Source organism: Bradyrhizobium sp. 147, assembly GCF_023073935.1.
Lineage (GTDB): Bacteria > Pseudomonadota > Alphaproteobacteria > Rhizobiales > Xanthobacteraceae > Bradyrhizobium.
On the sequence record NZ_JADPKL010000020.1, the window covers coordinates 100,170 to 124,880 of the forward strand.

The 24,711-nt window shown below is 64.4% G+C and carries 23 protein-coding genes and 1 pseudogene; 11 read left to right on the forward strand and 13 right to left on the reverse strand.

Annotation, left to right across the window (positions count from 1 at the left end; all coding sequences use genetic code 11):
* Positions 1-21: 21 nt before the first annotated feature.
* From mdlC to IVA87_RS04865, 4 genes are all read right to left on the reverse strand, one after another.
* Entirely contained in the window at positions 22-1,644 is a 1,623-nt protein-coding gene (mdlC, locus tag IVA87_RS04850) for a benzoylformate decarboxylase (protein WP_247307279.1), read from the reverse strand.
* An 87-nt stretch (positions 1,645-1,731) separates the two neighbouring features.
* A complete protein-coding gene (locus tag IVA87_RS04855; protein WP_247332854.1) occupies positions 1,732-2,583 on the reverse strand; it encodes a MaoC family dehydratase N-terminal domain-containing protein in 852 nt (283 codons plus the stop codon).
* A 14-nt stretch (positions 2,584-2,597) separates the two neighbouring features.
* Entirely contained in the window at positions 2,598-3,701 is a 1,104-nt protein-coding gene (locus IVA87_RS04860) for a CaiB/BaiF CoA-transferase family protein (protein WP_247307257.1), read from the reverse strand.
* 10 nt (positions 3,702-3,711) lie between these two features.
* Positions 3,712-4,881: an acyl-CoA dehydrogenase family protein gene (locus IVA87_RS04865; RefSeq protein ID WP_247307254.1), complete on the reverse strand. Its 1,170-nt coding sequence runs from the start codon at positions 4,879-4,881 to the stop codon at positions 3,712-3,714.
* Positions 4,882-5,006: 125 nt separating this feature from the next.
* Here IVA87_RS04865 and IVA87_RS04870 point away from each other — a divergent pair, with 125 nt between their 5' ends.
* Positions 5,007-5,927 (forward strand): LysR substrate-binding domain-containing protein, encoded by a 921-nt coding sequence (locus IVA87_RS04870; protein ID WP_247307252.1) that lies wholly within the window; start codon positions 5,007-5,009, stop codon positions 5,925-5,927.
* 295 nt (positions 5,928-6,222) lie between these two features.
* Here IVA87_RS04870 and IVA87_RS04875 read toward each other — a convergent pair whose 3' ends face one another.
* Positions 6,223-7,497 carry a cytochrome P450 gene (locus tag IVA87_RS04875; protein ID WP_247307249.1) on the reverse strand — a complete coding sequence of 425 codons (1,275 nt, stop codon included), beginning with the start codon at positions 7,495-7,497 and terminating at the stop codon, positions 6,223-6,225.
* Between the two features lie 65 nt (positions 7,498-7,562).
* Positions 7,563-8,828, reverse strand: a complete 1,266-nt coding sequence (locus IVA87_RS04880) for a cytochrome P450 (RefSeq protein WP_247332855.1) — start codon at positions 8,826-8,828, stop codon at positions 7,563-7,565.
* Positions 8,829-9,135: 307 nt separating this feature from the next.
* On the opposite strand from IVA87_RS04880, the gene IVA87_RS04885 reads away from it, so the two are divergent.
* Both IVA87_RS04885 and IVA87_RS04890 read left to right on the forward strand, forming a co-directional pair.
* Entirely contained in the window at positions 9,136-10,281 is a 1,146-nt protein-coding gene (locus tag IVA87_RS04885) for a YjgN family protein (protein WP_247307583.1), read from the forward strand.
* Positions 10,282-10,284: 3 nt separating this feature from the next.
* Positions 10,285-11,397: a M48 family metallopeptidase gene (locus tag IVA87_RS04890; RefSeq protein ID WP_247307243.1), complete on the forward strand. Its 1,113-nt coding sequence runs from the start codon at positions 10,285-10,287 to the stop codon at positions 11,395-11,397.
* Between the two features lie 11 nt (positions 11,398-11,408).
* Here IVA87_RS04890 and IVA87_RS04895 read toward each other — a convergent pair whose 3' ends face one another.
* The 4 genes from IVA87_RS04895 to IVA87_RS04910 all read right to left on the reverse strand — a co-directional run bounded on the left by IVA87_RS04895 (position 11,409) and on the right by IVA87_RS04910 (position 14,989).
* Positions 11,409-11,621 carry a hypothetical protein gene (locus IVA87_RS04895; RefSeq protein ID WP_247307240.1) on the reverse strand — a complete coding sequence of 71 codons (213 nt, stop codon included), beginning with the start codon at positions 11,619-11,621 and terminating at the stop codon, positions 11,409-11,411.
* 67 nt (positions 11,622-11,688) lie between these two features.
* Positions 11,689-12,318, reverse strand: a complete 630-nt coding sequence (upp, locus tag IVA87_RS04900) for a uracil phosphoribosyltransferase (RefSeq protein ID WP_247307237.1) — start codon at positions 12,316-12,318, stop codon at positions 11,689-11,691.
* Positions 12,319-12,486: 168 nt separating this feature from the next.
* The gene (locus tag IVA87_RS04905; RefSeq protein ID WP_247307234.1) at positions 12,487-13,725 is read right to left on the reverse strand and encodes a URC4/urg3 family protein; all 1,239 of its coding nucleotides are present in this window, start codon (positions 13,723-13,725) and stop codon (positions 12,487-12,489) included.
* A gap of 7 nt (positions 13,726-13,732) precedes the next feature.
* The gene (locus IVA87_RS04910; RefSeq protein WP_247307231.1) at positions 13,733-14,989 is read right to left on the reverse strand and encodes a GTP cyclohydrolase II; all 1,257 of its coding nucleotides are present in this window, start codon (positions 14,987-14,989) and stop codon (positions 13,733-13,735) included.
* 382 nt (positions 14,990-15,371) lie between these two features.
* Here IVA87_RS04910 and IVA87_RS04915 point away from each other — a divergent pair.
* Both IVA87_RS04915 and IVA87_RS04920 read left to right on the forward strand, forming a co-directional pair.
* Positions 15,372-16,495: pseudogene (locus tag IVA87_RS04915) on the forward strand (threonine synthase).
* A 224-nt stretch (positions 16,496-16,719) separates the two neighbouring features.
* Positions 16,720-17,526: a class I SAM-dependent methyltransferase gene (locus tag IVA87_RS04920; protein ID WP_247307225.1), complete on the forward strand. Its 807-nt coding sequence runs from the start codon at positions 16,720-16,722 to the stop codon at positions 17,524-17,526.
* A gap of 206 nt (positions 17,527-17,732) precedes the next feature.
* On the opposite strand, the gene IVA87_RS04925 is transcribed toward IVA87_RS04920, so the two are convergent.
* Together IVA87_RS04925 and IVA87_RS04930 are read right to left on the reverse strand one after the other, a co-directional pair.
* Positions 17,733-18,548 (reverse strand): DUF2927 domain-containing protein, encoded by an 816-nt coding sequence (locus IVA87_RS04925; RefSeq protein ID WP_247307222.1) that lies wholly within the window; start codon positions 18,546-18,548, stop codon positions 17,733-17,735.
* 80 nt (positions 18,549-18,628) lie between these two features.
* Positions 18,629-19,207, reverse strand: a complete 579-nt coding sequence (locus tag IVA87_RS04930; RefSeq protein WP_247307218.1) for a L,D-transpeptidase — start codon at positions 19,205-19,207, stop codon at positions 18,629-18,631.
* 266 nt (positions 19,208-19,473) lie between these two features.
* Between IVA87_RS04930 and IVA87_RS04935 the strand changes: the two genes are divergently transcribed.
* Together IVA87_RS04935 and IVA87_RS04940 are read left to right on the forward strand one after the other, a co-directional pair.
* Positions 19,474-21,021 carry an acetolactate synthase large subunit gene (locus tag IVA87_RS04935; protein ID WP_247307215.1) on the forward strand — a complete coding sequence of 516 codons (1,548 nt, stop codon included), beginning with the start codon at positions 19,474-19,476 and terminating at the stop codon, positions 21,019-21,021.
* 181 nt (positions 21,022-21,202) lie between these two features.
* Positions 21,203-21,721, forward strand: a complete 519-nt coding sequence (locus tag IVA87_RS04940; RefSeq protein WP_247307208.1) for a hypothetical protein — start codon at positions 21,203-21,205, stop codon at positions 21,719-21,721.
* A gap of 39 nt (positions 21,722-21,760) precedes the next feature.
* Here IVA87_RS04940 and IVA87_RS04945 read toward each other — a convergent pair whose 3' ends face one another.
* Entirely contained in the window at positions 21,761-21,994 is a 234-nt protein-coding gene (locus IVA87_RS04945; protein WP_247307206.1) for a DUF3551 domain-containing protein, read from the reverse strand.
* A 261-nt stretch (positions 21,995-22,255) separates the two neighbouring features.
* Between IVA87_RS04945 and IVA87_RS04950 the strand changes: the two genes are divergently transcribed.
* From IVA87_RS04950 to IVA87_RS04965, 4 genes are all read left to right on the forward strand, one after another.
* Positions 22,256-22,591 carry a hypothetical protein gene (locus IVA87_RS04950; RefSeq protein ID WP_247332856.1) on the forward strand — a complete coding sequence of 112 codons (336 nt, stop codon included), beginning with the start codon at positions 22,256-22,258 and terminating at the stop codon, positions 22,589-22,591.
* Between the two features lie 240 nt (positions 22,592-22,831).
* Complete coding sequence (locus IVA87_RS04955) at positions 22,832-23,302, forward strand: hypothetical protein (RefSeq protein WP_247307200.1); 471 nt, start codon at positions 22,832-22,834, stop codon at positions 23,300-23,302.
* Positions 23,303-23,366: 64 nt separating this feature from the next.
* Entirely contained in the window at positions 23,367-23,849 is a 483-nt protein-coding gene (gene greA, locus IVA87_RS04960) for a transcription elongation factor GreA (RefSeq protein WP_247307198.1), read from the forward strand.
* A gap of 127 nt (positions 23,850-23,976) precedes the next feature.
* On the forward strand, positions 23,977-24,654 hold the full coding sequence (locus IVA87_RS04965) for a hypothetical protein (RefSeq protein WP_247307196.1): 678 nt from the start codon (positions 23,977-23,979) through the stop codon (positions 24,652-24,654).
* The last annotated feature ends 57 nt before the right edge of the window (positions 24,655-24,711 follow it).

Consider the following 24,711-nt stretch of genomic DNA (forward strand, 5'->3'; position numbering starts at 1 on the left):
AATGTGTGACGGAATTCGCCCCTAGTGCTTCTGCCCGTAAAGCACCGGCACCGTCGAATCCACGACGACCTCGATCAGGCTCGTGCCCGCAAACGTCATTCCGCGCTTCAGCGCCTCGCCCAGCTCCGCCGCCTTCGTCACCCACACCGCTTCGCACCCCATGCCTTCGGCGAGCCGCACGAAATCGATCCCTGGCAGCTCCAGGCCCGGCACGTTCCTCACCTGCATCACCTGGCTGAACGAGCGCATCGCGCCATAGCCGGAATTGTTGATGACGACGACGGTGAGCGGCAGCTTGCGCTGCGCGGCGGTCCACAGCGCCTGGATCGAATACATCGCCGAGCCGTCGCCGATCAGGCAGACCGTGCGCTGCTTCGGCTTGCCGAGCGCCATGCCGACCGCGGCGGGCAGCGAATAGCCAAGGCCGCCGCTCGACATCGTGTAAAAGCTGTCCTGGCCGCGCATCGGCATGAACTTTTGCATCGCTGGCCGGTGCGAGGGGACTTCCTCGACCAGCGAGCTACCGTCCGGCATTGCCTGCGACAGCGCATGCAGCAGGAATTCGACCGGCAGCGGATCGGCGGCCTGCGGCGCCGGCGGCAGCGCGCGGCCCTTTGGCGCGGCGCGTTTGCTCTCCGGCAGAAGCTCGAGCAGCAGGCTCAGTGCAGGCTTCATCGTCGCGATGATGCTGGTGCCGACCGGCGTCACCGCCGCTGCATCCGGATCATCGGTGATCTGGAAGATCGTCGCACTGCCGTCGAAGATCGCGGCATGGCCCTCGACATGAAAGGTGAACACCGGCGCGCCGATCACGACGATCAGGTCGTGATCGCGTAGTGCATCGGACAGCTGCGCGGGCGAAGCATGCAGGAAGCCCGCGAATTGCGGATGGCGCTCGGGGAACGAGCAGCGCGCCGAGAACGGGCTGACCCAGACGCTGGCTTTGGCCTTCTCGGCCACGCGCACCATCAGATCGACTGCGCCGGCGCGATCGACGCCGGGGCCAACGACGACGGCAGGGTGCTTGCTAGACGTCAGCGCTTTCACCAGCGCCTGCATCGCATCAGGTTCGGGCCCGATCTCCCGGCTGACCTTGCGCGCCTCGATCGGAGATGCCGCATGCGCCCAATCGTCGATCGGGATCGACACGAAGGTCGGCCCGCACGGCGCCTGCATTGCGGTGTAATAGGCGCGCGCGATCGCGGCCGGCACGTCCTCGGCCCGTGCCGGCTCGACGCTGTATTTGACGTAAGGCCGCGGAAACTCCGACGCGCGCTCGGCGTAGAGAAACGCCTGCAAGGGAAGGATCGAGCGCGCCTGCTGGCCAGCGGTGATCACGAGCGGGGTCTGGTTGCGATGCGCGGTGTAGATGTTGCCGAGCGCGTTGCCGACGCCGGCCGCCGAATGCAAATTGACGAAGCCGGCATTGCGCGTGGCCTGGGCGTAGCCGTCGGCCATGCCGACCGCGCTGGCTTCCTGCAGCGCCAGCACATAGTCGATGTCGTCAGGCCAGTCGCTGAGGAACGGCAGCTCGGTCGAGCCGGGATTGCCGAACACCCTGTCGATGCCGAAAGAGCGCAGCAGGTCGAGCGTGGCCTGCTTCACGGTGACGGACTTGCTGCCGGTCTTGCCGTTCTTGGACATGGTTTCGGTCCCTTCTCGATCCTCAGGGTGAGGGTCTAGATTCCCGTATCGTCGCTGCGCTCGCAATGACGAGGAGGGAGCAGTGCACTACCACACCGCCGTGCCCTTCATCGTCGGCTGCCCTTCCGCGTTCGCGGTCCACAGCTCCATGCTCTCGCCGCTGTCGTTCGCGTTGATCGAGAACTCCGTGCCCTCGAACAGCGGCTGCACGCCCCGATAGGTAAATTTCTTCGGCGCCTTGCCGCCATGCAACCGGGCCGCCATTTCGATGATCAGCGCCGCCTGCAACGGGCCGTGGAAGATCAGGCCCGGATAGCCCTCGACCTTGGTGACGTAGTCGCGGTCGTAATGGATGCGGTGACCGTTGAAGGTCAGTGCGGAGTAGCGGAACAGCAGCACGGGATCGGAGACATGAGTCTCGCGATGCTGCGCCTTCGGTGGCGGGGGCGGAGCCTTGGCGGGCGCGGGCGCGCTGCTCGTCATCTCGCGATAGACGATGTCCTGCCGTTCGCGAATGGCGAGCCCGCGCGGCGAGGAAATGCTGTGCTCGACCGAGACGAAGCACAGCGTGCCGGTCGAGCCCGATTTCACCTGCACGTCGGCGATGCGTGAGGTGCGCGTCGATTCATCGCCAACGCGCAGCGGCTCAAGGAACTCGATCTCACCGCCGGCCCACATCCGGCGTGGCAGCGGCACCGGCGGCAGGAAGCCGCCGCGGGTCGGGTGGCCGTCGGGCCCTAACATCGACATTGGAAACACCGGCTGTGCCAGGCACCAATGCACCGTGAACGGTGCGGCATCGCCGTTCCTGGGCTCGCCGACCTCCTGGAACAGCGTCGCGCGCAATCCTTTCACGAGCTGCGCGGTGACGATGTCGGTGGCCTCTTGGCTGCGGCCGATCCATTGCCGCAAATGATCGATGTCGAGCTTCTCGGTCATGACGCCTCGCTCTGCTATGTCTTGGATTGGGGACGTTCGCCGATCGCCGGCACCGGCCCATAGCTGCGCGTCTCGCCAACGATGATCGGCGCCGGCGCGGGATAGCTGACCCGGCCGTTGGGCGTATCGACCTCGATGCGGCGCAGATGCGGATGGTTAGTGAGGTCGGCCATGGTGTTGACCTCGGCAAAGGCGATGTCGGCGTCGGACAGCCGCTTCAGCAGCTCGTCGCGCGTCATATGACTGAAGGCGTCCGCGACGGTCTTGTCGGTGAAGTCGCGGTTGCGCACGCGCTCGACCATGTTGGCGACGCGCGGATCGCTTGGCAGGTCCGGCTGGTTCAGCACCTTCGCGCAAAGCGTCTTCCACTCGCGCTCGCTCTGGATCGAGATCAGAATGTCCTTGCCGTCCTCCGAGGTGAACACGCCATAGGGCGCGATCGACGGATGGCGCAGGCCCATGCGCTTTGGAGGATTGCCGGCCTCCGAGTTGAGCAGCGGCACGGTGCACCAATCCGCCATCACGTCGAACATGGAGATGCGGATGTCGGCACCTTTGCCGGTACGCCCGCGCGCGATCAGCGCCTCCAGGATCGCCGCATGCGCGGTCGCGCCGGTCGCGACGTCGACGATCGACATGCCGACGCGCGAGGCGCCGTCGGGATTTCCGGTGATCGAGGCCAGGCCGCTTTCCGCCTGAATCAGCAAGTCATAGGCCTTGCGATGCGCGTACGGGCCCTCGTCGCCGTAGCCGGTGATCGTGCACGAGATCAGCTTGGGATAGTCCTTCAGCAGCCGCTCGCGCGAAAAGCCGAGCTTGTCCATCGAGCCCGGCTTGAGATTCTGGATCAGAACGTCGGCGCTTGCGATCAGCTTTTCCAGCTCGGCGCAGCCTTCTTTCGTTGCGAGATCGACCACCACCGATTGCTTGCCGCGGTTGAGCCACACGAAGTAGCTGCTCTGGCCCTTGGCTGCCGCGTCATAGCCGCGTGCAAAATCGCCCTCGGGGCGCTCGATCTTGATCACCTCCGCGCCGGCATCGGCCAGGCGCGACGAGCAGAACGGTGCCGCCACCGCCTGCTCGACCGCAATCACCCTGATCCCGTCAAGTGCTCCCATGATGGCTGCCTCAATACGAGCGGGGCATGCCGAGCACGTGCTCGGCGACGTAGGACAGCACGAGGTTGGTCGAGATCGGCGCCACCTGGTAGAGCCGCGTCTCGCGGAACTTGCGCTCGACGTCGTACTCCTCGGCGAAGCCGAAACCGCCATGAGTCTGGATGCAGGCATTGGCCGCTTCCCACGACGCGTCCGCCGCGAGCATCTTGGCCATGTTGGCCTCCGCACCGCAATCGAGCCCGGCCTCGTATTTACGCGTGGCCTCCTTCACCATCAGCTCGGCCGCACGCATCGAGGCGTAGGCCTTGGCGATCGGAAACTGGATGCCTTGATTCTGGCCGATCGGTCGGCCGAACACCGCGCGCTCCTTGGCATAGTTCGTGGCCTTCGCGATGAACCATTTGGCGTCACCGACGCATTCGGCCGCGATCAAAATGCGCTCGGCATTCATGCCGGAGAGGATGTACCGAAAGCCCTTGCCTTCCTCGCCGATCAGATTTTCCGCCGGCACCTTCATGTCGGTGAAGAACACTTCGGTGGTCGCGTGGTTCATCATGGTGCGGATCGGGCGGATCTCCAGACCATTGTTCTTGGCCTCGCGCATGTCGACGATGAATACCGAGAGACCATCGGTGCGCTTCTTGACCTGCTCCTTCGGCGTGGTGCGCGCCAGCAGCACCATCAGGTCGGAATGCTCGGCGCGGCTGGTCCAGATCTTCTGGCCGTTGACGATGTAGCTGTCGTTGCCGTCCTTGCGCGCGAAGGTCTTGAGCGAGGAGGTGTCGGTGCCGCTGGTCGGCTCGGTGACGCCGAAAGCTTGCAGGCGCAATTCGCCGCTCGCGATCTTCGGCAGATACTTCGCCTTCTGCTCGGCATTACCGTGCCGCAGCACCGTTCCCATCGTGTACATCTGGGCGTGGCAGCCGCCGCCATTGCAGCCCGCACGTTGAATCTCTTCCAGGATCGCCGCTGCGGCCGAGAGTTTCAGCCCCGCGCCGCCATATTCCTCAGGGATCAACACCGAGAGATAGCCGGCCTCAGTCAGCGCATCGACGAAAGCCTTCGGGTAAGCCATCTCGCGATCAAGCTTGCGCCAATACTCGCCGGGAAATTGCGCGCAGAGCTTGGCGACCGCTTCGCGGATGTCGGCGTAATCTTCGGTGTGGTGTTCTTGACTCATGGCGTTTCCAATCAATAGCGGCAGTTAAGATAACGCCGGCCAATCCCCCGGCGTTGTGAAAACAACGCCAGTCCCCTATGCTCATTTGCTATAGCGTATGGAGTAGCCTTCCAGGATTGGCAAGCATGGATTTCCGTCAGCTTAGGACCTTCAGTTGCGTGGCGGAGCTCGGCAGCCTGTCCAAGGCGTCCGACACGTTGCGCGTGGCGCAGCCGGCGCTCAGCCGCCAGATCAAGCTCTTGGAACACGAGCTGCGCACCGAGCTGTTCACGCGCAACGGCCGCGGCATGGTGCTGACCGAAGCCGGGCGCCTGCTGCTCGCGCGAACCTCCGGCATCGTCCGGCAGATCGACCAGATCCGCGACGACATCCAGTCGGCCAAGGGCCCGCCATCCGGCCAGGTCGTGCTTGGCCTGGTTCCGACCGTGAGCTGCGTGCTGTCGGCGCGCTTTGCGCGGCGCTGCGTCGAGAAATTTCCCGGTATCTCGCTGCGTATCGTCGAGAGCTACAGCGGCCATCTCGTCGAATGGCTGCATCGCGGCGAGATGGACTTGGCCATCCTCTACGGCCGCTCGGCCGACCTGCATCTCAACGTCGAGAGTCTCGGCCGCGACAACATCGTCGCTGTCGGCCCGCGCGGCTGTGGTCTCGCGCGCAGGAAGAGCGTCGACATCGGCTGGCTGCTGCGGCAACGGCTGGTGCTGCCCAGTCATTCGCACGGCCTCCGCGCGCTGATCGAGCACGCGGCGGCCCAGCGCAAGATCAAGCTCGACGTCCAGTTGGAAGCGGATTCGTTTCGCGTGCTGACGAGCCTGGTCGAGGAGGGCCTCGGTTTCGCGCTGCTGCCGCCATCATCCGTCCACGGCGAGGTCGCGGACGGCCGGCTGGAGACCGCGCCCGTATCCAAGCCGATGACGCGCGAGCTCATTTTCGCTTCTCCGATCGATCGTCCGGCCTCGACGGCCTCGCTCGCCATCACCGGACTTTTGCGCGAGGAGGTCGCGGCCTGCCGCAAGGAGGGCCTGTGGGACATCAGGCTGAGTTAAGTGCGCTCGTGCTTAGAACAGCCCGGTGCCAACTTGCCTTCGCATCTGGCGCGAGCTGTCATGCCGGAATTTTATAGCCGAGGTGTCGCTGCGCTTGCCGAGTATCAGGGGCGATGCGCTCTTCGCCTCACCCTCGGTGTCATTGCCCGCGAAGGCGGGCAATCCAGTATTCCAGAGGCCGCACGGCTGGAACCGAAAGGCTGCGGCGTACTGGATGCTCCGCTTTCGCGGAGCATGACAGCGGAGATTGATGAGGTCGCTTGCCCCAAAGAGCCTTCTAGGAGCGGAGCCTATCCTACCCCGGAATCCGCACCGGCAGCGACTCATACCCCTTGATGAAGCTCGAGTAGATCCGCTTGGGCTCGCCGACCACCTCGATGCGGTCGAAGCGCTTCAGCATCTCTTCCCAGATGATGCGGAGCTGGAGCTCGGCCAGACGCATGCCGACGCAGCGGTGGATGCCGAACCCGAAGGAGAGGTGGGTGCGCGGCCGCGGGCGGTCGATGATGAAATCGTTCGGCTTGTCGAACATCTCCTCGTCCCGGTTACCGGAGACGTACCACATCACGACGCGGTCGCCCTTCTTGATGTGCTTGCCGCCGATCTCGGTGTCTTGGAGCGCGGTGCGCCGCATATGCGCCAGCGGCGTCTGCCAGCGGATCACCTCCGGCACCATGGAATCGATCAACGCCGGGTTGGCGCGCAGCTTGTCGTACTGCTCCGGGTTCTCGTTCAGCGCCAGCACTGAGCCGGTCATGGTGTTGCGCGTGGTGTCGTTGCCGCCGACGATGAGCAGGATGATGTTGCCCATGAGGTTGTCGGGGTCCATGTGGCGTGTAGCCTCGTTATGGGCCATCAGCGACAACAAATCGTTGCGCGGCTCGGAATTGACGCGCTCGTTCCACAGCTTCGACATGTAGGCATAGCACTCGTCCATCTCGCGGCGGCGCTCTTCGGCCGAGGCGACGATGCCGCTCTTGGGCAGCGCGGTCGAGACGTCGGACCAGCGCGTCAGCTTGCGTCGCTCCTCCCAGGGGAAGTCGAACAGGGTCGCCAGCATCTGCGTCGTCAGCTCGATCGAGACGCGCTCGACGAAGTTGAAAGTCTCGTTGCGCGGCAGATTGTCCAGCACGGTCTGCGAGCGCTGGCGGATCAGTTTGGCCAGTTCGTCCAGATGCTGAGGGGTGAACATCGGCGACACAGTCTTGCGCTGCGCCGAGTGCCGGGGCTGGTCCATGGCGATGAAGCTCGGCCAGTCATAGCCTTCGGGCACGTCGCGGATCGAGATGCCGCCGAGCTTGGAGTCGGAGGAGAAGATGCCGTGATTGGTGTCGACGTGCATGATGTCGTTGTACTTCACCACCGACCAGTAGGGCTCGATCGGCGCGTTGGTGCAATAATGCACCGGCTCTTCCTTGCGCAGCCGCTCGAACCACGGCCATAAAGTATCGTCCTGGAACAGCCTGGGCGCGCCGGGGTGGAATTGCGACAACGGCGTCGCATAGGCCTCCTCGCGGGCCCTGCGCATGCGTTCGGCCTTGTCCACTCTAACCGGCGCTTGGATGTTCATGGTCGTGGCTCCAGTTGATCTTTCCTTCGCCTCTTTCCGCACGCGGGAGAGGGGAGTTCTTCGACTCACACGGCGATCTTCACCGGCAGCGTCTCGATACCCTTTACGAAACTCGAATAGACCCGCCTGGGTTCGCCGACCACATCGATATGGTCGAAGCGCTTGAGGATCTCTTCCCAGATGATCTTGAGCTGGAGTTCGGCCAGCCGCAAGCCCACGCAGCGGTGGATGCCGAAGCCGAAGGAGAGATGCGTGCGCGGGCGGGCGCGATCGATGATGAAATCGTAGGGCCTCTCGATCACCTCCTCGTCTCGGTTGCCCGAGACATACCACATCACGACCTTGTCACCCTTCTTGATCTGCTTGCCGCGGAACTCGAAGTCGGAGAGCGCCGTGCGCCGCATATGCGCGAGCGGCGTCTGCCAGCGGATCACCTCCGGCACGAAGCTGTCGAGCAGATCAGGATTCTCGCGCAGCTTGCGATATTGCTCCGGATGCTGGCTCAGCGCGTAGATCGAGCCCGACATGGTGTTGCGGGTGGTGTCGTTGCCTCCGACGATCAAAAGAATGAGATTGCCGAGGAAGTTCTTCGCATCCATGTCGCGCGTGGCGGCGCCATGCGCCATCATCGACAGGAGGTCGCTCTTCGGCGGCTGCGCGATGCGCTCCCTCCAGAGGCGGGAGAAATAGGCAGCGCATTCCGTCAGCTCGGCCTGCCGTTCGTCTTCGGTCGCCACGAGGCCGTCGGGACCGGGAATGGTGGTGGCAATGTCGGACCAGCGCGTCAGCTTGCGGCGGTCCTCCCAGGGGAAGTCGAACAGCACCGCCAGCATCTGCGTGGTGAGCTCGATCGAGACGCGGTCGACCCAGTCGAACACCTCGCCGCGCGGCAAATTGTCCAGGCACTCGGCCGAGCGCTTGCGGATGTTGAGCGCGAGATTGTCCAGATGCGTCGGTGTGAACATCGGCGCCACGGTCTTGCGCTGCGCCGCATGGCGCGGCGGGTCCATCGAGATGAAGCTCTCGCGGCGCAGGTCTGGATCGATGTCGCGGATGGTGATGCCGCCGAGCGCGGAGGCGGAGGAGAACACCGAATGATTGGTCTCGATCTCCATGATGTCGTTGTAGCGCGTCACCGACCAGTACGGCCCGAACATCGAGTCCTTGCAATAGTGCACGGGATCTTCCCGGCGCAGGCGGTCGAAATAGGGCCAGAACGTATCGGTCCTGAACAGTTCAGGATCGCCGGGATCGAATTGCTCCAGCGGCAGCGACGTGGCGCGCTCGCGCAACGCGTCGAGCGTAGCCGCGCTCTCGATGGTCCCATGCATGACCGCTCTCCCTGTTGTGAACCGCGCGTCGTTGAATTCTGCGCTGCGGTATTTGATTTGCAATTACAGCCGGTTGTCTACGCCGGGGCAAGGAGAGTTTTGCCACATCCAACCTTCCCGAGAGCGTCGGGCGGACGTGACGCTGGCACGCGAACGTGACCTCGCGCACGCCGCTCAGTGGGGAATTGTGCAAGAAACCAACTGGAATCGAGGTAAATCGAACCCGGTTACCTTGGGGATCGACTAACCTCTGATCTATAGTTTGGCCGTCACAGATCCGCACCCCGAGGTTGCCGCCGTGAACGACATGCAATGGGCCCCTACCGGCTCCGAACCCATACCGCCGCCGCTGCCGCCGATGCGGGTCGATTTCACCGGCAACCGCCCCGAATTCCGCAAACTGGTCACCAGGGGTGCCATGCTCGAGCTTGTCACCTTCGGCTTCTACCGGTTCTGGCTCGTCACCGACATCCGCCGTCATCTGTGGACCAACACTGCGATCGACGGCGATGCAGCCGAATACACCGGACGTGGTAAGGAGCTTTTGGTCGGCTTTCTGTTCGCACTTGCGATCCTGGTGCCGATCTATCTCGCCTATTTCCTTGTCGGCATCGAGTTCGAACGCTGGCAGGGCTTTGCCTCGGCGCCGCTCTTCATCGCCTTCTATGCCTTCGGCCAGTTCGCGATTTTTCGTGCGCGCCGCTATCGCCTGACGCGCACGGTCTGGCGCGGCGTGCGGTTCTGGATGGACGGCTCGGGCTGGGCCTATTCGTTCCGTGCCATGCTGTGGGGCTTGCTCGTGTTCCTGACGCTGGGCCTGGCGCTGCCCTGGCGTGAGGCTGCGCTCGAACGCTACAAGATGCAGCACACCCATTACGGCGATCTCACCGGCGATTTCGAAGGCGACGGCTGGACGTTCTTCAAGCGCGGCTGGTGGCTGTGGCTGCTCAGCCCGATCGCCCTGGTGATCTTCCCGCTCGCACCGTTCTTCTACGCCGAGTTCAAGGCGCGCGAATGGGGCTGGTGGCTCGACGGCATCCGTATCGGCAGCGTCAGCCTGTCTTCGCGCCTGCCTCATGACGCCTTCTATGGCCTGTACTGGAAGGTGATCGGCTGGTGGCTGCTGCTCTCGATGGCTTTTGCCGCCTATCTTGGCGGCGCCACCATGCTCGTCGTCACGCTGAGCGGCGTTCCGGTGGAGGAGGTGTTCGGCCCGGACAATGCTGCCAAGAGCATCCCGATGCTGGTGATGATGGTGATCGGCTATTTCGCGCTCGCCCTTGCCGTCAACATCGTCATGCGCGTCTATCTCCAGCGCGATCTCTGGGCCAAGGTGCTGGAGACTGTCGAGGTGCACGACATCGCGGCCGCGGCGGATGTGCGCGGCAGCGGCGAGCTCGCTGGCGCGCTCGGCGAAGGTTTTGCCGATGGACTGGATGTTGCGGGATTCTGAGCTGTGAGCGAGTTGTTGACCGAGGCCCCGGCGCAGTCCGCAAAGCCGACGATCTTCTTCGACGGCGTCTCGAGCCGCAAGCGTCAGGTGACGCTGACGCTCGGTGACGCGCTCGAGATCGCCGAGGACGGCGAAGCGCCCGTTCGCTGGGTCTATGCCGATATCCGCCGCGCCGACAGCCCGGCCGGGGTTTTGCGTCTGGCTTCGATATCCGCGCCGCCACTCGCGCGGCTCGAGGTCCGTGATGCCGCGCTCGCAGCCGATCTAGCCGCGCGATGCTTGCGCCTCGACGAGCACCAGACCACGCGCCGTGGCGTCGCCAGGATCGTCGGCTGGTCGGTGGCCGCCGCCGTCTCGATCGTCTGCGTCGTGCTGTTCGGCGTACCGCTCGCCGCCGACCGGCTCGCGCCGCTCGTGCCGAAACCGATCGAGCGCCGCATTGGCGATGCGTCCGAGGTCCAGGTGAAGACCATTTTCGGCCGCAGCGCGTGCGAAGATCCCGCGGGCAAGGCCGCATTCACAAAGCTCGTCAACCGTCTGCGCGATGCTGCCGGCCTCGACGACGATTCCATGACGGCGGGCGTGCTGCCGAGTTCGGTGCCGAACGCGTTCGCGCTCCCAGGCGGCAAGGTGTTCGTGCTGAAGGGCCTGCTCGACAAGGCTGAAAGCCCCGACGAGCTCGCCGGCATCCTCGCGCACGAGCTCGGCCATCTCAAGCATCACGACAACATGCGTGGCCTGATCTACAACGGCGGCACTTCCTTCCTGATCGGCCTGTTGTTCGGCGACGTCACCGGCTCCTCGGCCGTGATCTTCGCCTCGCGCAGTGTGGTCGAAGCCTCCTATTCGCGCGAGGCCGAGACCGGCGCCGACACCTTCGCCATCGACGTCATGCACGCACTCGGCCGCTCGCCCAAGCCCGCGGCCGAGCTGATGTCCCGCATCACCGGCAAGGAAGGCGGCTCCGGTCTCATGACGATCCTCGCCAGCCATCCGCTGACCGAAGACCGTCTTGCGCGCATGACCAAGGAAGATCGCCCCGCCAGCGGCCCGCCGCTGCTGACGGACAAGGAGTGGCGGGCGCTGAAGGCGATTTGCGGCAGCGGAAAGGTGTGAGCCGCCGGGGCTTACTTCGCCGGCGCCGCCGGCGGGTTCGAGCCAGTGGTGACGTTCGGCGCATTGTTCGGGCTGGATGTCGTGGTCTGCTGACCGACCTCGCGCCCATTGTAGAAGAAGATGGCTGCGATCACGGCGATCACGAAGATGGCGCCGATCGCCCAGCCCACCGGGCTGTTGCGGCGGGCACGGTCAGTTCTGCGGTCATCATTCTGATAGGTCATCGTGCTCTCCATGCTAGAGCAGGAGAACCTCGCGCGACGGAAGCTGTTCCTAATGTGCGCGTAGCACTTACCGCGTTCCGTAAGCGCGGTCGCCGGCGTCGCCAAGGCCGGGCAGGATGAAGCCATTCTCGTCGAGGCCTTCGTCCACCGCGGCCGTCCAGATCGGAACGTCCGGGTGCAGTCCGCGCAGGCGCTCGAGGCCTTCCGGCGCGGCGATCAGGCAGGCGAGGCGGATGTCTCTGGCGCCGCGTTCCTTCAGCCGGTCGATGGCGGCGACGGCCGTGTTGGCGGTGGCGACTACCGGCGTTACCACGATCGCGAGCCGCTCGCCGAGATCGGACGGCGATTTGAAGAAATACTCGACCGCGGCAAAGCTGTGCGGCTCACGGTAGAGCCCGATATGGGCGACGCGCGCGGTCGGCACCAGATCCATCATGCCGTCGACAAAGGTGGTGCCGGCGCGCAGCATCGGCACGAACACCAGCTTCTTGCCGGCGATCTTGGCCGAGTGCATCATTGCCAGCGGCGTCTCGATGACCGTGTCGGCGAGCGGTAGATCGCGCGTCACCTCGTAGCACAGCAGCATGCCGATTTCCTTGATCAGCTCGCGAAATGACTTGGTCGAGATGGACTTGTCCCGCACCAGCGTCAGCTTATGCTGCACCAGCGGATGATCGACGATCGTGACGCCTTCCATGATGGGATGCTCTTCTTCTTCCCTTCTCCCCTTGTGGGAGAAGGTGGCGCGAAGCGCCGGATAAGGGGTCGTCTCCACAAGCTTCGATGAGGGATGTGCCGGCGGAGACAACCCCTCACCCGGCTTCGCCTTCGCGAAGCCACCCTCTCCCACAAGGGGAGAGGGTTATTAAAAAACCGTGCCGTCGCTGATCACTTTGAGCGGCGGCGAACCGTCCGGACGGCGTGCAAAGGCGATCGCGCGGCCCGCGGCCCAGGTGCCGCCTTCCAGAATGCTGGCGAGCGGTAACGTCTGAGGCGTGCGGTCGAGCTTGGCGCGGATGCGCTCTGCCAGCCGGTCCAGCAGGGCGACGGTGAGCGCGCGCCACTCGATGACGAGCAGCGAATCCACGGCATGCGCGCGCGCGGCATCCGCGGCATCGCGCAGACGCAGCACTTCATGATCGACGAACAGGCCGCCATTGCGGTATTCGGCGAGCCCGGTCAGGCCGTCGATGTCGGTCACTTCGAAGCCCGCGCGCTGGAGCGGCTCGATCAGCGAATAACTCAGCCATTGCGACAGCTTGTGCAGCGGTACGAGACCGGCGGTGGCGTCGTCCGCCTCGATCGCCGGGTGACGCCAGCAATCGCCAAGCGGAATGCCCGCGAGTTCCAGCCGCGACGGCCAGATTGGTCCGAGCTGGTCCAGCACCGCGGAAAGGATGGCGGGCGCGGGAAGCGCGCCGCCCACGGCTTGCGCGGCGATGTGATCGAACAGGCCGCCCGGCCGCGGCGTATCGTTCAAACCGAATACCTCCGAACGCTCTGCGACCAGCTTGCCCAGACGGCGCAGCAGATCCGTGCGCCCTTCGAGTCCAAGCAGCGGATTGGCATCGCCGACCTGAAAGGCGGATGTGAGCCTGTCGCGCGGCAGCCTTGCAAGCACGTCCGCATCGGCCCTGAACGGCGCGCCGGGATCGCGCGAGAAAAGGCCGCCCGCAAACATATCAAGGCTTGCAATCGCAAGCCCCTCGGACCGGCCGATGCTTTCTCCTGTCACCGCGTCGCGATAGCGCCACGCCGCACCCGCGCCGGCATCGAGCAGCACGCTGACGATGGCGAGGTCGAACTCCGCGCGCGCCCGCGCCGCGCGATCCGGCCAGGACGTAGCGTCCGCGAGCTCCGCCCAGCGATCGACGCCGCCAAGCACGAAATGCCGCCATCGAGCATGGAAGGGAATGTCCAGCCTCGTATAGGCCTTGCGCGTCACCGCGAGCACGGCCTCCGCGACGCCGTCCATACGGTCGAGATCGATCGTGAAATGCTGGAGGCCGCCGGCAAGGCCGATCTCTAGCATCTGCGCGGCCCGCGCGCGGACCGCCGCCGCAGTGAGCAGCGCGCGCGCCCCTCGTTCCAAAGCCTCCACCATTGCGCGATCAGTATTTTTCCAGCGAACGCCCGACCACGTCGTTGACGTCCTTCTCCGGCGCGATCTCGGTCGAGTAATAGCCAGCGGCCTTCTTCGCGGCGATTTCGACATAGGCGTCGGCGGGAATGAGCTCCGGCGGGATCGGCACGCGCTCGACGATGTCGATGCCTTGCGAGGTCAGCGCGTCGTATTTCATGTCGCTCATCGACAGGAAGCGGTCGATGCGGGTCAAGCCGAGCCAGTGGATCGTATCCGGCATCAATTGCTGGAAGCGCGCGTCCTGCACGCCGGCGACGCATTCGGTGCGCTCGAAATAGGCGGCGGCGGCATCGCCGTCCTCCTGGCGCTTGCGCGCGTTGTAGACCAGGAATTTGGTGACCTCGCCAAGCGCGCGGCCTTCCTTGCGATTGTAGACGACGAGCCCGAGCCCGCCCTCCTGCGCGCCGCGCGCGGATTCCTCGATGCCGTGAATCAAATAGGGCCGGCAGGTGCAGATGTCGGACCCGAACACGTCCGAGCCGTTGCACTCGTCATGCACGCGGCAGGTGATCTTGGTGCGGTGGTCCGGTAGTTTTGTCACATCGCCGAACAAGTACACCGTGGTGCCGCCGATCGGCGGCAGGAACACTTTCATGTCCGGCCGTGTCACCAGCTCCGGGAACATGCCGGCAGTCTGCTCGAACAGCGTGCGCCGCAGCTCGGTCTCGCCGGTGCCGAAGCGAGTCGCGAGGCCCGGCAGGTACCACACCGGATCGATCGCGATCTTCACCACCGACACGCTGCCATTGGCGTGCACGACCTCGCCGTCGGCGCGTAGCCGCTTTGCCGCCAGCGCCTCGCGGATCTCCGGCAGGTCCAGTCGCGCGCGGGTTACCGCGATGCTCGGCCTGATGTCGAAGCCCTCGGCGATCTCCTGGCGGAAGTTTTCCGCAACGAGATGCCCCCACGGATCGAGCGCGACGATTTTCGTGGGATCATTCCATTGCGGGAACGGACCAATGGTCGCGGCGGGAAATGTGTTGGTGAGGTCAGGACGCCGGATCGGATCGAGCGCCCCGGCGGATACCGCGAGTGCCCGGTACATCGCGTAGGATCCGCCATGGCTGCCGATCACGTTGCGATCCCCAGCGCGCGACACCGTGCCGATGATCGGACCCCGGGCGCGCGCCTCAGTGGCGCCCCAATGGATCGGGAAGGCGGCCTTCCGGCCCGGCTCCGGATGGGAGGTCAGGCGGATGTGGTCGGTTCGGTTCGCGCGGCTCATGTCCAGGCTCCCAAAAAGCCAACGGCCCGCCGCTCGGACGGGCCTGGCTCGGTCGCGTTGCCAGTCGAGGACACCGGCGACGCGAGCTCAATCCAACATATTGTAGCGGCGAGGCACGACAGACAAGTTAATCGTGCCGGGCGGGCAGAGCCCCTTCGTGCCTAATTCCCGTCGTCAACGCGCCAGCAGCGCCGCCTTTGGCACCGCGCGCCCGCGTTGGCGGACCCGGCCGATCTACCTCTGCGGCCAGTTTAAGAGATTGAAATATTTCCAATTTTCATGTTTTCAAGGGGTGCCGAATGGGTTGGCTATGCGGACGACACGTTCTCGACAAAACCTTGACTCAGCCCAACCGTAGGATCGCCTTGCCTTGGAGACTGCCATGCCCGCCAGCTACATCGACCCCCGCAACGGACAGCTCTATCCGCTGGACCGGCCGCGCTGGTGCTCGGACGAGCGCACGCCGTTGCTGGTGACGCCGGGCGCCGGCATGTCGCGCGAAGACATCGATGGCCGCATGCGATCGCTCTGGCGTTACCGGGCGGCGCTGCCGGTCGAGATCGCAAAGCCGATCACGCTCGGCGAGGGCTGCACGCCCCTGGTCCAGCAGGATTGGGGCGAACTGCGACCGCTGTTCAAGCTCGAATGGTTCAACCCGACCGGCAGCTTCAAGGACCGTGGCTCTTCCGTGATGCTGTCCTTCCTGCGCCAGATCGGCATCAATGCGGTGCTGGAGGATTCTTCAGGCAATGGCGGCTCGTCCATGGCCGGGCTGGGTGCCGCCGGCGGCCTACGCGTGAAGATCCTCGCGCCTGCCTCGACCTCGCCGGCCAAGATCGCGCAGGTGCGCGCCTATGGCGCCGCGGTGCAGCTCGTCGATGGCCCGCGCGAGGAATCGGAGGCCGAGGCGATCCGCCAGTCGCACCAGACGTTTTATGCCAGCCACAATTGGCAGCGTTTTTCCTCGAAGGCACCAAATCGCTCGCCTATGAGATCTGGGAGGACCTCGGCTTCCGCGCGCCCGACAACGTCATCGTCCCGGTCGGTGCCGGCAGCAGCCTGCTCGGTTGCGCCTTCGGCTTCCGCGAGCTGCGCAAAGCCGGCCAGATCGCAAAGCTGCCGCGCCTGTTCGCGGCGCAGCCGCAAAATTGCTCGCCGATCGATGCAAGCTTCCAGGCCGGCGTCGATACGCCTGTCGCGCGCGAGGTGCACAAGACCATCGCCGAAGGCACCGCCATCAAGAATCCGCTGCGCCTGCGCGAGATCATCGGCGCCTTGCGCGAAAGCGGCGGCGGCACCGTCGCGCTCACCGAGGACGAGATCGTTGCTGCCCTGCGGCGTCTTGCACGGCAAGGATTGTTTGCCGAGCCGACCAGCGCCAGCGCAGCTGCCGCGCTGGAAAAACTGTCCGCTGCCGGGGCCATCAAGGCGAACGAGACCACGGTCGCCGTCCTCACCGGCACCGGCCTGAAAGCCGCCACCACCGTTGCCGATCTCGTGCAATAGTCTTCGATCTATTGAGCCTGCAGCGGGCCCGCGCGAGGCTAGACTGTTGCAGTGGGATCGTCATGCCCAACCTTGCCCCGCGCATCCACGTTCCTCGTGCCGCTGAGCCTTGCAAGGATGGACGGACAAGGCGGACCATACGGGAAGAAGGTTTCGGTGAGCGCGTTGAACCTTCGGCGTCCGTCGTCAGCCTCATGAACATCGAGCTCGAGAAGGAGAGTTCCATGACCGCGCAGGATCCGTTTGCAGGTTTCAAGGCCGTTCAGAAGGAGGCCTGGTCGCTGTTCACCCCGATGGAAGTGTTCACCACACCGGCCGCCGCCAAGCTGGTCGGTTTTGCCGGCGTCGTCGCCGGCCAAAGGTTGCTTGACGTTGCATGCGGCACGGGTGTGGTCGCAATCACGGCCGCGCGCCGCGGTGCGAAGGTGAGGGGTCTCGATCTGTCGCCGGTTCTGATCGAGCGCGCCCGCGAGCACGCCCAGCTGGTGAACCTCGATATCGACTTCGCTGACGGTGACGCCGAAAGCCTGCCCTATGGCGACAATGAGTTTGACGTGGTGCTCAGCCAGTTCGGCCACATGTTTGCACCGCGTCCCGACCTTGCCATCGGCGAGATGCTGCGGGTGCTGAAGCCCGGCGGCACCATCGCTTTCTCCACTTGGCCGCCACATCTCTATGTCGGACGGATGTTCGCGCTGATCGGCCGCCATCTGCCGCCGCCCGAGGGTATGGCGTCGCCGGTGTTGTGGGGCGATCCGAAAACGGTCGCCGAGCGTCTCGCCGGGAAAGCACAGGACATCTCCTTCGAGATGGACATGATGACGCCGTCCGCACTCAGCCCGCAGCATTTCCGCCGCACCATGGAAACGACGATCGGGCCTTTGATCAAGCTCGTCGCCCAGTACAAGGACGAGCCGGACAAGCTCAGGAGCTTCCGGGCCGAGTTTGAGGCGTTGATCTCGGAATATTTCGATGCCGGCAACAACGTGATGCGCCAGCAATATCTGATGACGAGAGCAAGGAAGGTGTGAGGGCGCGATCTTGACGCCCGCCTTTGGCGGGCCCTCAGGATGAGGACGGAGTGTACGGCCGCAGTTTCAACGAGCACCGATGCCGCTTAGCCTCATCCTGAGGAGACCGCTGGAAGCGGTCGTCTCGAAGGACGAGGCGCGTGCTCATTCGCCGCCCAAAAACCCATATGCGATTGCCTGCTCTCCAGGGAATGGTAAGAAGCGCCTCATTCCTTCAGATCGTTCACCCGCTTCACCCAGGTGCGCACGTCGGCGAGCACCTGGGGCAGCACCGCCTTGACCTCCTGCACCGTCATGCCGGGCTTGATGCGGGGGTCGTAGAGCAGATTGAGGATGTACTGGTCGTAGACGTCGAAATAGCCCATCGAGACGTTGTCATTGAACATCGTCCACGGCACGCTGGTGGTGTCGTTGATGGGCCCGAGCGATTGCAAGAGCTCCTCATAGGCGCAGTCGAGGAAGACGAAATCGCCGTTGTCGACGGTGAGGATGACGTCGGAATGCTCGATCTCGAAATTGTCGTTCTTGCGGAAGCCGGACAGGCATTGCGGATCGAGCGAGGTGCGGATCTCGCGCGCCTTCTCGGCGCCGTAGAAGCTGGTGAGGGTGCGGTAGAGATCGCGATCGCGCACGAGCTTCACCCGCACATTCGCCGCCTCATTGGTGTCGGTCATGGCGATGTCGAGATGCTGCACGCGGGCGGCGATGTCGGTCACGACCCTTGCGAGTTGCATCTTGCGGTCGGCGCGGTCGCTCTCGGCGTACACGCGCACCGGCCCGTCGAACTTGCGGATGCGGTCGACGCGGCCGGCGAGGTGATATTCGGCGCCGAACGCCGTCTTGAGAAAACCGTCAACGATCTCGCCGTCAGTAAAGCTCTTCTTCTCGGAGCGCTGGCGCGAGGCGATCGCGGGCAGTTCGCCCGCTCGGGCCGTGGTCGCGGTGTCAGGCACCAATGTGAGCGCGGCGAGCGCCAGCACGGCGGCGCGGACGGCGGGCGCGGTCAGGTTCAATGCGCTCATTGTCGTGCGACGCTGCCGCATTCGCGTCGCGCGCACAAGCCCACAAATTCACGCGCCCTGCGGGTTCCCTCTGTGGCAGCCTAGTTGTTCAGCACCACCACGGTGGTGCCGACCGCGACCCGGCTGTAGAGGTCGGTGACGTCCTCATTGGTCATGCGGAAGCAGCCCGAGGACACGGCCTGGCCGATCGTCTCCGGCTCGTTGGAGCCGTGGATGCGGTACAGCGTCGAGCCCAGATACATCGCGCGCGCGCCAAGCGGATTTTCGACGCCGCCTTTCATGTGGCGCGGCAAATCGGGCCGGCGGGCCAGCATCTGCGCCGGCGGCGTCCAGTCCGGCCATTCCTTCTTGGCGGTGATCCTGTGCACCCCGCCCCAGCGGAAGCCGTCGCGGCCGACGCCGATGCCGTAGCGCAGCGCCTGGCCGTTCTGGAGCACGAGATACAGCCGCCGCTCGCTCGTGTTCACCACGATCGTGCCGGGCGCGTAATTGCCGTTATAGATGACGGTGGTGCGGGGGACGGGATTGGCGCCGGAACGGAAGAAGTTCGGGCCGCCGCCCATGATGTCGCGCGAGTCGAACTCTTCGGCGAGCGCGCCTCCTGCCATGGCCGACAGCAGTGCCATGGCGGCGATCGGCGCGGCAAAAAACCGGATCATTGTCTCCCCCAACAAAAAATCGATTCAATGGAAGCCAGAGGCCATATTTGCGGGCATTTCGCAAGCCACGGCCGCGTGAGGGACGCCATGCTTAACGATTGGCGTTACCAAATCGGCAACCGCGCCCATTTGCCGAAAAGAATTAGCCAAGCCGGCGCATCGTTACGCCGGGCAGGGCGGCGATGGCGGCTATTGCTTTGACGGAACGCGCGAACAATGATTGATCGCACGGATATCTGGACAATGCCTGTCGTGGGAGCCTTGGGATGAACGGTGCGGAAAGCCTGGTGCGGACAATGGTCAAGGGCGGGGTGGACGTCTGCTTCACCAACCCCGGCACCTCCGAAATGCATTTTGTCGCAGCGCTCGACCGCGTGCCCGGCATGCGCTGCGTGCTCGGCCTGTTCGAAGGTGTGGTCACCGGGGCTGCCGACGGCTATTTCCGCATGAAGGGAACGCCGGCCTCGACCTTGCTGCATCTCGGCCCCGGCCTCGCCAACGGCCTTGCCAATCTGCACAACGCGAAGAAGGCCAATTCCGGCATCGTCAACATTGTCGGCCAGCACGCCGTCTACCACATCGGCTACAACGCGCCGCTGACCTCCGACATCGAGGGCCTGGCCCGGCCGATGTCGTCCTGGGTCCGCACCTCGCCGGATTCCACATCGGTCGCCGCCGACGGCGCCGCAGCGATTGCCGCCGCCAAGAGCGCGCCGCCGCAGATCGCCACCCTGATCCTGCCCGCCGACACCGCCTGGAACGAGGCCGACGGCATCGCCGAGGTTCCGGCCGAGCAGCAGCGGGCGAGCTATTCGCCGCAGGCGGTCGACCAGGCCGCAAGGATCCTGCATGGCGACGGGGAGGGCACGCTGCTGCTGATGACCGGCAGCGCGCTGAGCGAGCAGGGCCTGGCGCTCGCCGAGCGGATCGCCGGCAAGACCGGATGCACGGTGATGGGCCCGACCTTCCGTCCCAAGATGGCGCGCGGCCGCGGCCGTTTCTCGATCGATCGCATTCACTACGTCATCGAGCAGGCGCTGCCGATGCTGGCAAAATTCCGTCACATCGTGCTGGTCGAGTCCGACGATCCCGTGGCGTTCTTCGCCTATCCGAACAAGCCGAGCATGCTCAAGCCGCAGGGCTGCGAGGTCCATCGCATGACCTCCTGGGGCGAGAACTCGGTCGCCGCACTGGAAGCGCTTGCGGGCGCCGTAAAGGCCAGCGTCACGGACGTCAAGCCGCAGGCTCTGCAGGAACTGGTCAAGCCGACCGGCGCGCTCACCTTTGCCTCGATCGCACAGGCGATCGCCTGTGCGATTCCCGAGAACGCCATCATGGTCGACGAATCCCTCACCACCGGCCGCGGCTTCTTCCCGCCGACGGCGGCCGCCGCCCCGCACGACTGGCTCCAGAACATGGGCGGCTCGATCGGCTTCTCGACGCCGCTGTCGATCGGCGCCGCAATCGCCTGTCCGGATCGCAAGGTGATCACCATGGTCGGCGATGGCAGCGCGATGTACACGATCCAGTCGCTGTGGACGCAGGCCCGCGAGAACCTCGACATCGTCACCATCGTGTTCGCCAACCGCATCTACCAGATCCTGCGCGGCGAGTTCGACAATGTCGGCGCCGGCGAGCCCGGCCAGCGCGCCAACGACATGCTGCGGCTCGATCGTCCGACGCTGGATTTCGTCGCGCTCGCGAGGGGCATGGGCGTCCCCGGCCGTGCCGTCACCAATGCCGACGAGTTCAACAAGGCGCTCGCCGAAGCCGTCGCCGAGCCCGGGCCGCGCCTGATCGAAGTTCAGATGTGAGTCTGGCCGGTCGCGCCGCGACTTCAGTCCTCATCCTGAGGAGCCCGCGTGAGCGGGCGACTCGAAGGATGCTTGCAGGTGGGATACGGGCCTTCATGGTTCGAGACGCGCGTTCCGCGCTCCTCACCATGAGGATCTGGCGGCGGCGCAACTGAGTGCGCGTGATGGGCCCGGAGGCACGATGCAGACCGAGCTGAACAAGGTGATCGCGGCGCTCCGGGACTTCTACGCGCAGGAATCATTCCTGTTCGAGAAGGACGTCGGCGAGCGCGCGATCACGCACCGCTTCGCCGTGCACTTGGAGAAGCAGTTTTCCGGCTGGTCAGTTGATTGCAATTACGACCGGCTCGGTGAGCGCACGCTGCATCTGCCGCACGGCACCATCATCTCGACCGACGACCATCTCGGCAAGTCGATCTATCCTGATGTTGCCGTGCATCAGCGCGAGATCCCGAACAATTTGCTCACGATCGAGATCCGCAAGGCGAGCAATCACACGCCGCTCGAGCACGACCAGCACAAACTGAGGGCGTTGACCGACGTGCATGTCTGGTTTCCCTATTGGATGGGCGTGCTGCTGGTGCTGGATAGGCACCAGGTCACGATGTCGGAGGTCTATGTCAGCGGGCTCGTCGATGAAGCGCTGTCGCGCTGGTTCGCGATGCGGCTGGAGGAGACCGGCCTCGGAGCTCGCGCATAGCGGAGCGCGGTGTGCGCAGTCACGCACGCCGCCTTCTCGTCAGTAATAGTACGGCTGCGAGTAGGCGTAGCGCGGGTTGATGCCGCAAGAGGCCGATGTGCCGGAGGCGGTGGCGGCACATTGCTGATAGCTCGCGAACTGGCAATTGCCGGGATAGCCCCAGTTGCGGCCTTGCAGGCAATATCTGTCGTTTGCGGCCTGGGCCGGCGCCGCCGCTAAGGACGCGGCGATCACGATTGCGAACGATGCAAGGGTGAGGATGGTGCGACGCATTTCAATCTCCTTCTGGGGCGAGGTGGAACGGCCGTGCCTCGGCGTTCCCCGTGGTCTGTCTGACGCACGGTCATGCCTATCTTGGTGTCCGCGACGCGGGATGCGTTCGAGGTGAGTTACATCCTGACGCAGCCGGCGGCGGACAATGTGATCTCCACCACAGTTCGCGCAGAGGTTCCGACCTAATCTCAACGAACTTGCACGCCTCGATCCCGTGGGACTAGGCTTGCCTCATTCGGATCAGGCATTTTGGAGGTTCTGATGCAGAGATCATATTTGCTGGCTGCGACGGCAGCGCTGGTGCTCGTGATGCAAACGCCGCTCGCACTGGCGCAGGGCGCACCGGCCGCCGTCGGAACCGCTGCGCCTGCCGCAACGAGCACTGCGCCGGCCGCGACGACGGCACCGGCTGCGACCACCGACACCTCCAGCCAGCCGACCGATTCCAAGAAGAGCGCATCGAAGAAGCCGGCGAAGAAGAAGATGACGCGGCAGCAGGAGATCGATCATTCGGTCGACACCGGCACCGTCGCCGCGCGCTACCGCAGCTCGGTGCCCAAGCAATACCAGCAATACATTCCGTTCGATAAGCAGTAGCGGATGCGCCGCGGCGCGACCGGGATAGCGGTTGCGGCGCCGGTGCCGTCGAACGTATGGGCTTGGCCAGATTGGGTTCGACCGCATACATTGTGGCGATCCGCTTGCGGGTTCTAGCGAGAGCGTTTTCGAGCGAGTGGATACCGGTTCGCGTGAAGAAAACGCGTCAAAACAAGAATCTGGAGCTTCGGTTCAATCAGAACCGATAATACGCTAAAGGCCAAAGGTCCGGGGGAAGGAATGAGCGAGGACGGGAAGGATGCTGGCTTGGTGGCCATGATCACCAGCATCCTGGGGGGCAACAAGCGCGCAGACGTCGTGACGCCGCCGCCGCTCGCCGAGGCTCCGCCGACAGCGCCGACGAACGGGTTCGAGGCGGTCGAGCCGTCCAACACGGATGCTGCAGCGCCTGCCGTCGAGACTGTAGCAGCCGACACGCAGGTCGAGGCGCCCCCGAAAATCGTCACCACACGAGACGGCAAGCAATTGCTGCCTGCGGAAGCGATTGCCGATCTCGTGCTTGGCGAATTGCGCAAGATGGAGAATTTTCCCGCGACCGGCGCCTCCGTCACGGTCTACGGTTACAAGCACTGGAATGCCATGATCACCTTCGCGCCGTTCTCGACGACGTTCCAGAACGCGACCCGGTTCCGCCAGGCCATGCCGGACATCGTCTTCAAGCTGCGCCGTTTCGTCGAACTTGAGATATAGTCCGGGTCAGTCACCGGCGGAACGCGCTGCCGGCAGCCAGGACAGTTCGACAGGATTTTGAAAATTGAGCGTCGCCTTCACCAAGGAAGAAAGCGCCGAAACCGCGTCCGAAACGCTGTTGCCGGACCGCCCGATCTCGCCGCATCCGAACCTCGTGACGAAAAAAGGCTTGCAGGCGTTGCAGACGCAGCTTGCCGAGGCGCGCGAGGCCTATGAAGCCGCGCAAGCGATCGATGACGTCAACGAAAAGCGCCGGCAATCAGCCGTGCCACTGCGCGACGTCCGCTATCTCACCGAACGGCTGCGCACCGCGCAGGTCGTTCCCGATCCGACCTCGAGCGATGTCGTTGCCTTCGGCAGCACCGTCACCTTCAGCCGCACTGATGGCCGCGTGCAGACCTACCGCATCGTGGGCGAGGACGAAGCCGACCCGAAGGCGGGGACGATCTCGTTCGTCTCGCCAGTGGCGCGGGCGTTGATGGGGAAGGCGGCTGGCGATGTCGTGGGTGCGGGAGCGCAGGAGATCGAGATTCTGTCGATCGGATAGGCGCGCAGGGCGAAGCGAGGATTGCGTGAGCAAAGGGCGCTATCGACAGAGGCAATCTCATTCGCCTAAAGCATGATCCGGAAAAGAGCGAGGCCGCTATGTCAGCGCAACAAAGCTTGATGGTTGAATGAGACGGTTTCTGTCCGGCGCATTGCCGTTTTACGCGTTGGCCGGATTGGCCATTTGCATGTACCTCGTCCTGTACAGGACGAATCTTTTCGACTTGAACGCCATCGTCCAGGGGGCGACCGGTTCATCATGGTTTCCGGTCTTCATGTTCGTCTGCATTCTCGCCGAGTCGCTCTTCCCCTATTTTGGCTATTTTCCCGGAACTGCCCTCATCTTGATGTCCGTCGCGCTTACTCCGAAGTCCGCGGATGTCTCCGTTCTTATCGTGGCGTGGCTGGCCATCATCGTGGGCGCCGTTCTGAGTTACGGACAGGCTCGCTTTTTCAGACCGCTCCTGCAGCGCGTTGCCTCGAGAGCGGCACTGAGCCGATGTGAGTCCTTGCTCGACGCTTACGGCCGCTACGCCCGCGTTGCCTTGTTTGTCCATCCCAACGCTTGCGCGATGTATTTTACGGCACTCGGACTTCTCGGCCGGAACCTGACGCGAGAGCTCGCCCATCTTTGCGTGGGTGCGGCGGCCTCAGTGAGCGTTCTGTTCATCGTCGTGACCAGATTAGTGTCATCCGTGGGCGCCACCGATGGCGGGCAATTGCAGGTGCTGCTCGCGGCAGGGCTGGTCGCCATCGGGACCCTCGTCGGTCTGTATGCGGCATGGCGGCCGGATCGGATCGATTGAAGCTTGCTCCGTCATTGCGAGCGCAGCGAAGCAAATCCAGAGTGTGTCCGCGGAGGC

Excerpts from the sequence above, each read along its gene's own strand:
- IVA87_RS04880 (WP_247332855.1), bottom strand. The coding sequence starts at position 8,828 with ATGCATGGGACCATCGAGAGCGCGGCTACGCTCGACGCGTTGCGCGAG.
- IVA87_RS04865 (WP_247307254.1), bottom strand. The coding sequence starts at position 4,881 with ATGAGTCAAGAACACCACACCGAAGATTACGCCGACATCCGCGAAGCG.
- IVA87_RS04935 (WP_247307215.1), top strand. The coding sequence starts at position 19,474 with ATGAACGGTGCGGAAAGCCTGGTGCGGACAATGGTCAAGGGCGGGGTG.
- IVA87_RS04885 (WP_247307583.1), top strand. The coding sequence starts at position 9,136 with ATGCAATGGGCCCCTACCGGCTCCGAACCCATACCGCCGCCGCTGCCG.
- IVA87_RS04955 (WP_247307200.1), top strand. The coding sequence starts at position 22,832 with ATGAGCGAGGACGGGAAGGATGCTGGCTTGGTGGCCATGATCACCAGC.
- IVA87_RS04875 (WP_247307249.1), bottom strand. The coding sequence starts at position 7,497 with ATGAACATCCAAGCGCCGGTTAGAGTGGACAAGGCCGAACGCATGCGC.
- upp (WP_247307237.1), bottom strand. The coding sequence starts at position 12,318 with ATGGAAGGCGTCACGATCGTCGATCATCCGCTGGTGCAGCATAAGCTG.
- mdlC (WP_247307279.1), bottom strand. The coding sequence starts at position 1,644 with ATGTCCAAGAACGGCAAGACCGGCAGCAAGTCCGTCACCGTGAAGCAG.
- IVA87_RS04895 (WP_247307240.1), bottom strand. The coding sequence starts at position 11,621 with ATGACCTATCAGAATGATGACCGCAGAACTGACCGTGCCCGCCGCAAC.
- IVA87_RS04940 (WP_247307208.1), top strand. The coding sequence starts at position 21,203 with ATGCAGACCGAGCTGAACAAGGTGATCGCGGCGCTCCGGGACTTCTAC.
- IVA87_RS04910 (WP_247307231.1), bottom strand. The coding sequence starts at position 14,989 with ATGAGCCGCGCGAACCGAACCGACCACATCCGCCTGACCTCCCATCCG.
- IVA87_RS04945 (WP_247307206.1), bottom strand. The coding sequence starts at position 21,994 with ATGCGTCGCACCATCCTCACCCTTGCATCGTTCGCAATCGTGATCGCC.
- IVA87_RS04905 (WP_247307234.1), bottom strand. The coding sequence starts at position 13,725 with ATGGTGGAGGCTTTGGAACGAGGGGCGCGCGCGCTGCTCACTGCGGCG.
- IVA87_RS04930 (WP_247307218.1), bottom strand. The coding sequence starts at position 19,207 with ATGATCCGGTTTTTTGCCGCGCCGATCGCCGCCATGGCACTGCTGTCG.
- IVA87_RS04920 (WP_247307225.1), top strand. The coding sequence starts at position 16,720 with ATGACCGCGCAGGATCCGTTTGCAGGTTTCAAGGCCGTTCAGAAGGAG.
- IVA87_RS04870 (WP_247307252.1), top strand. The coding sequence starts at position 5,007 with ATGGATTTCCGTCAGCTTAGGACCTTCAGTTGCGTGGCGGAGCTCGGC.
- IVA87_RS04965 (WP_247307196.1), top strand. The coding sequence starts at position 23,977 with ATGAGACGGTTTCTGTCCGGCGCATTGCCGTTTTACGCGTTGGCCGGA.
- IVA87_RS04950 (WP_247332856.1), top strand. The coding sequence starts at position 22,256 with ATGCAGAGATCATATTTGCTGGCTGCGACGGCAGCGCTGGTGCTCGTG.
- IVA87_RS04855 (WP_247332854.1), bottom strand. The coding sequence starts at position 2,583 with ATGACCGAGAAGCTCGACATCGATCATTTGCGGCAATGGATCGGCCGC.
- IVA87_RS04925 (WP_247307222.1), bottom strand. The coding sequence starts at position 18,548 with ATGAGCGCATTGAACCTGACCGCGCCCGCCGTCCGCGCCGCCGTGCTG.
- IVA87_RS04860 (WP_247307257.1), bottom strand. The coding sequence starts at position 3,701 with ATGGGAGCACTTGACGGGATCAGGGTGATTGCGGTCGAGCAGGCGGTG.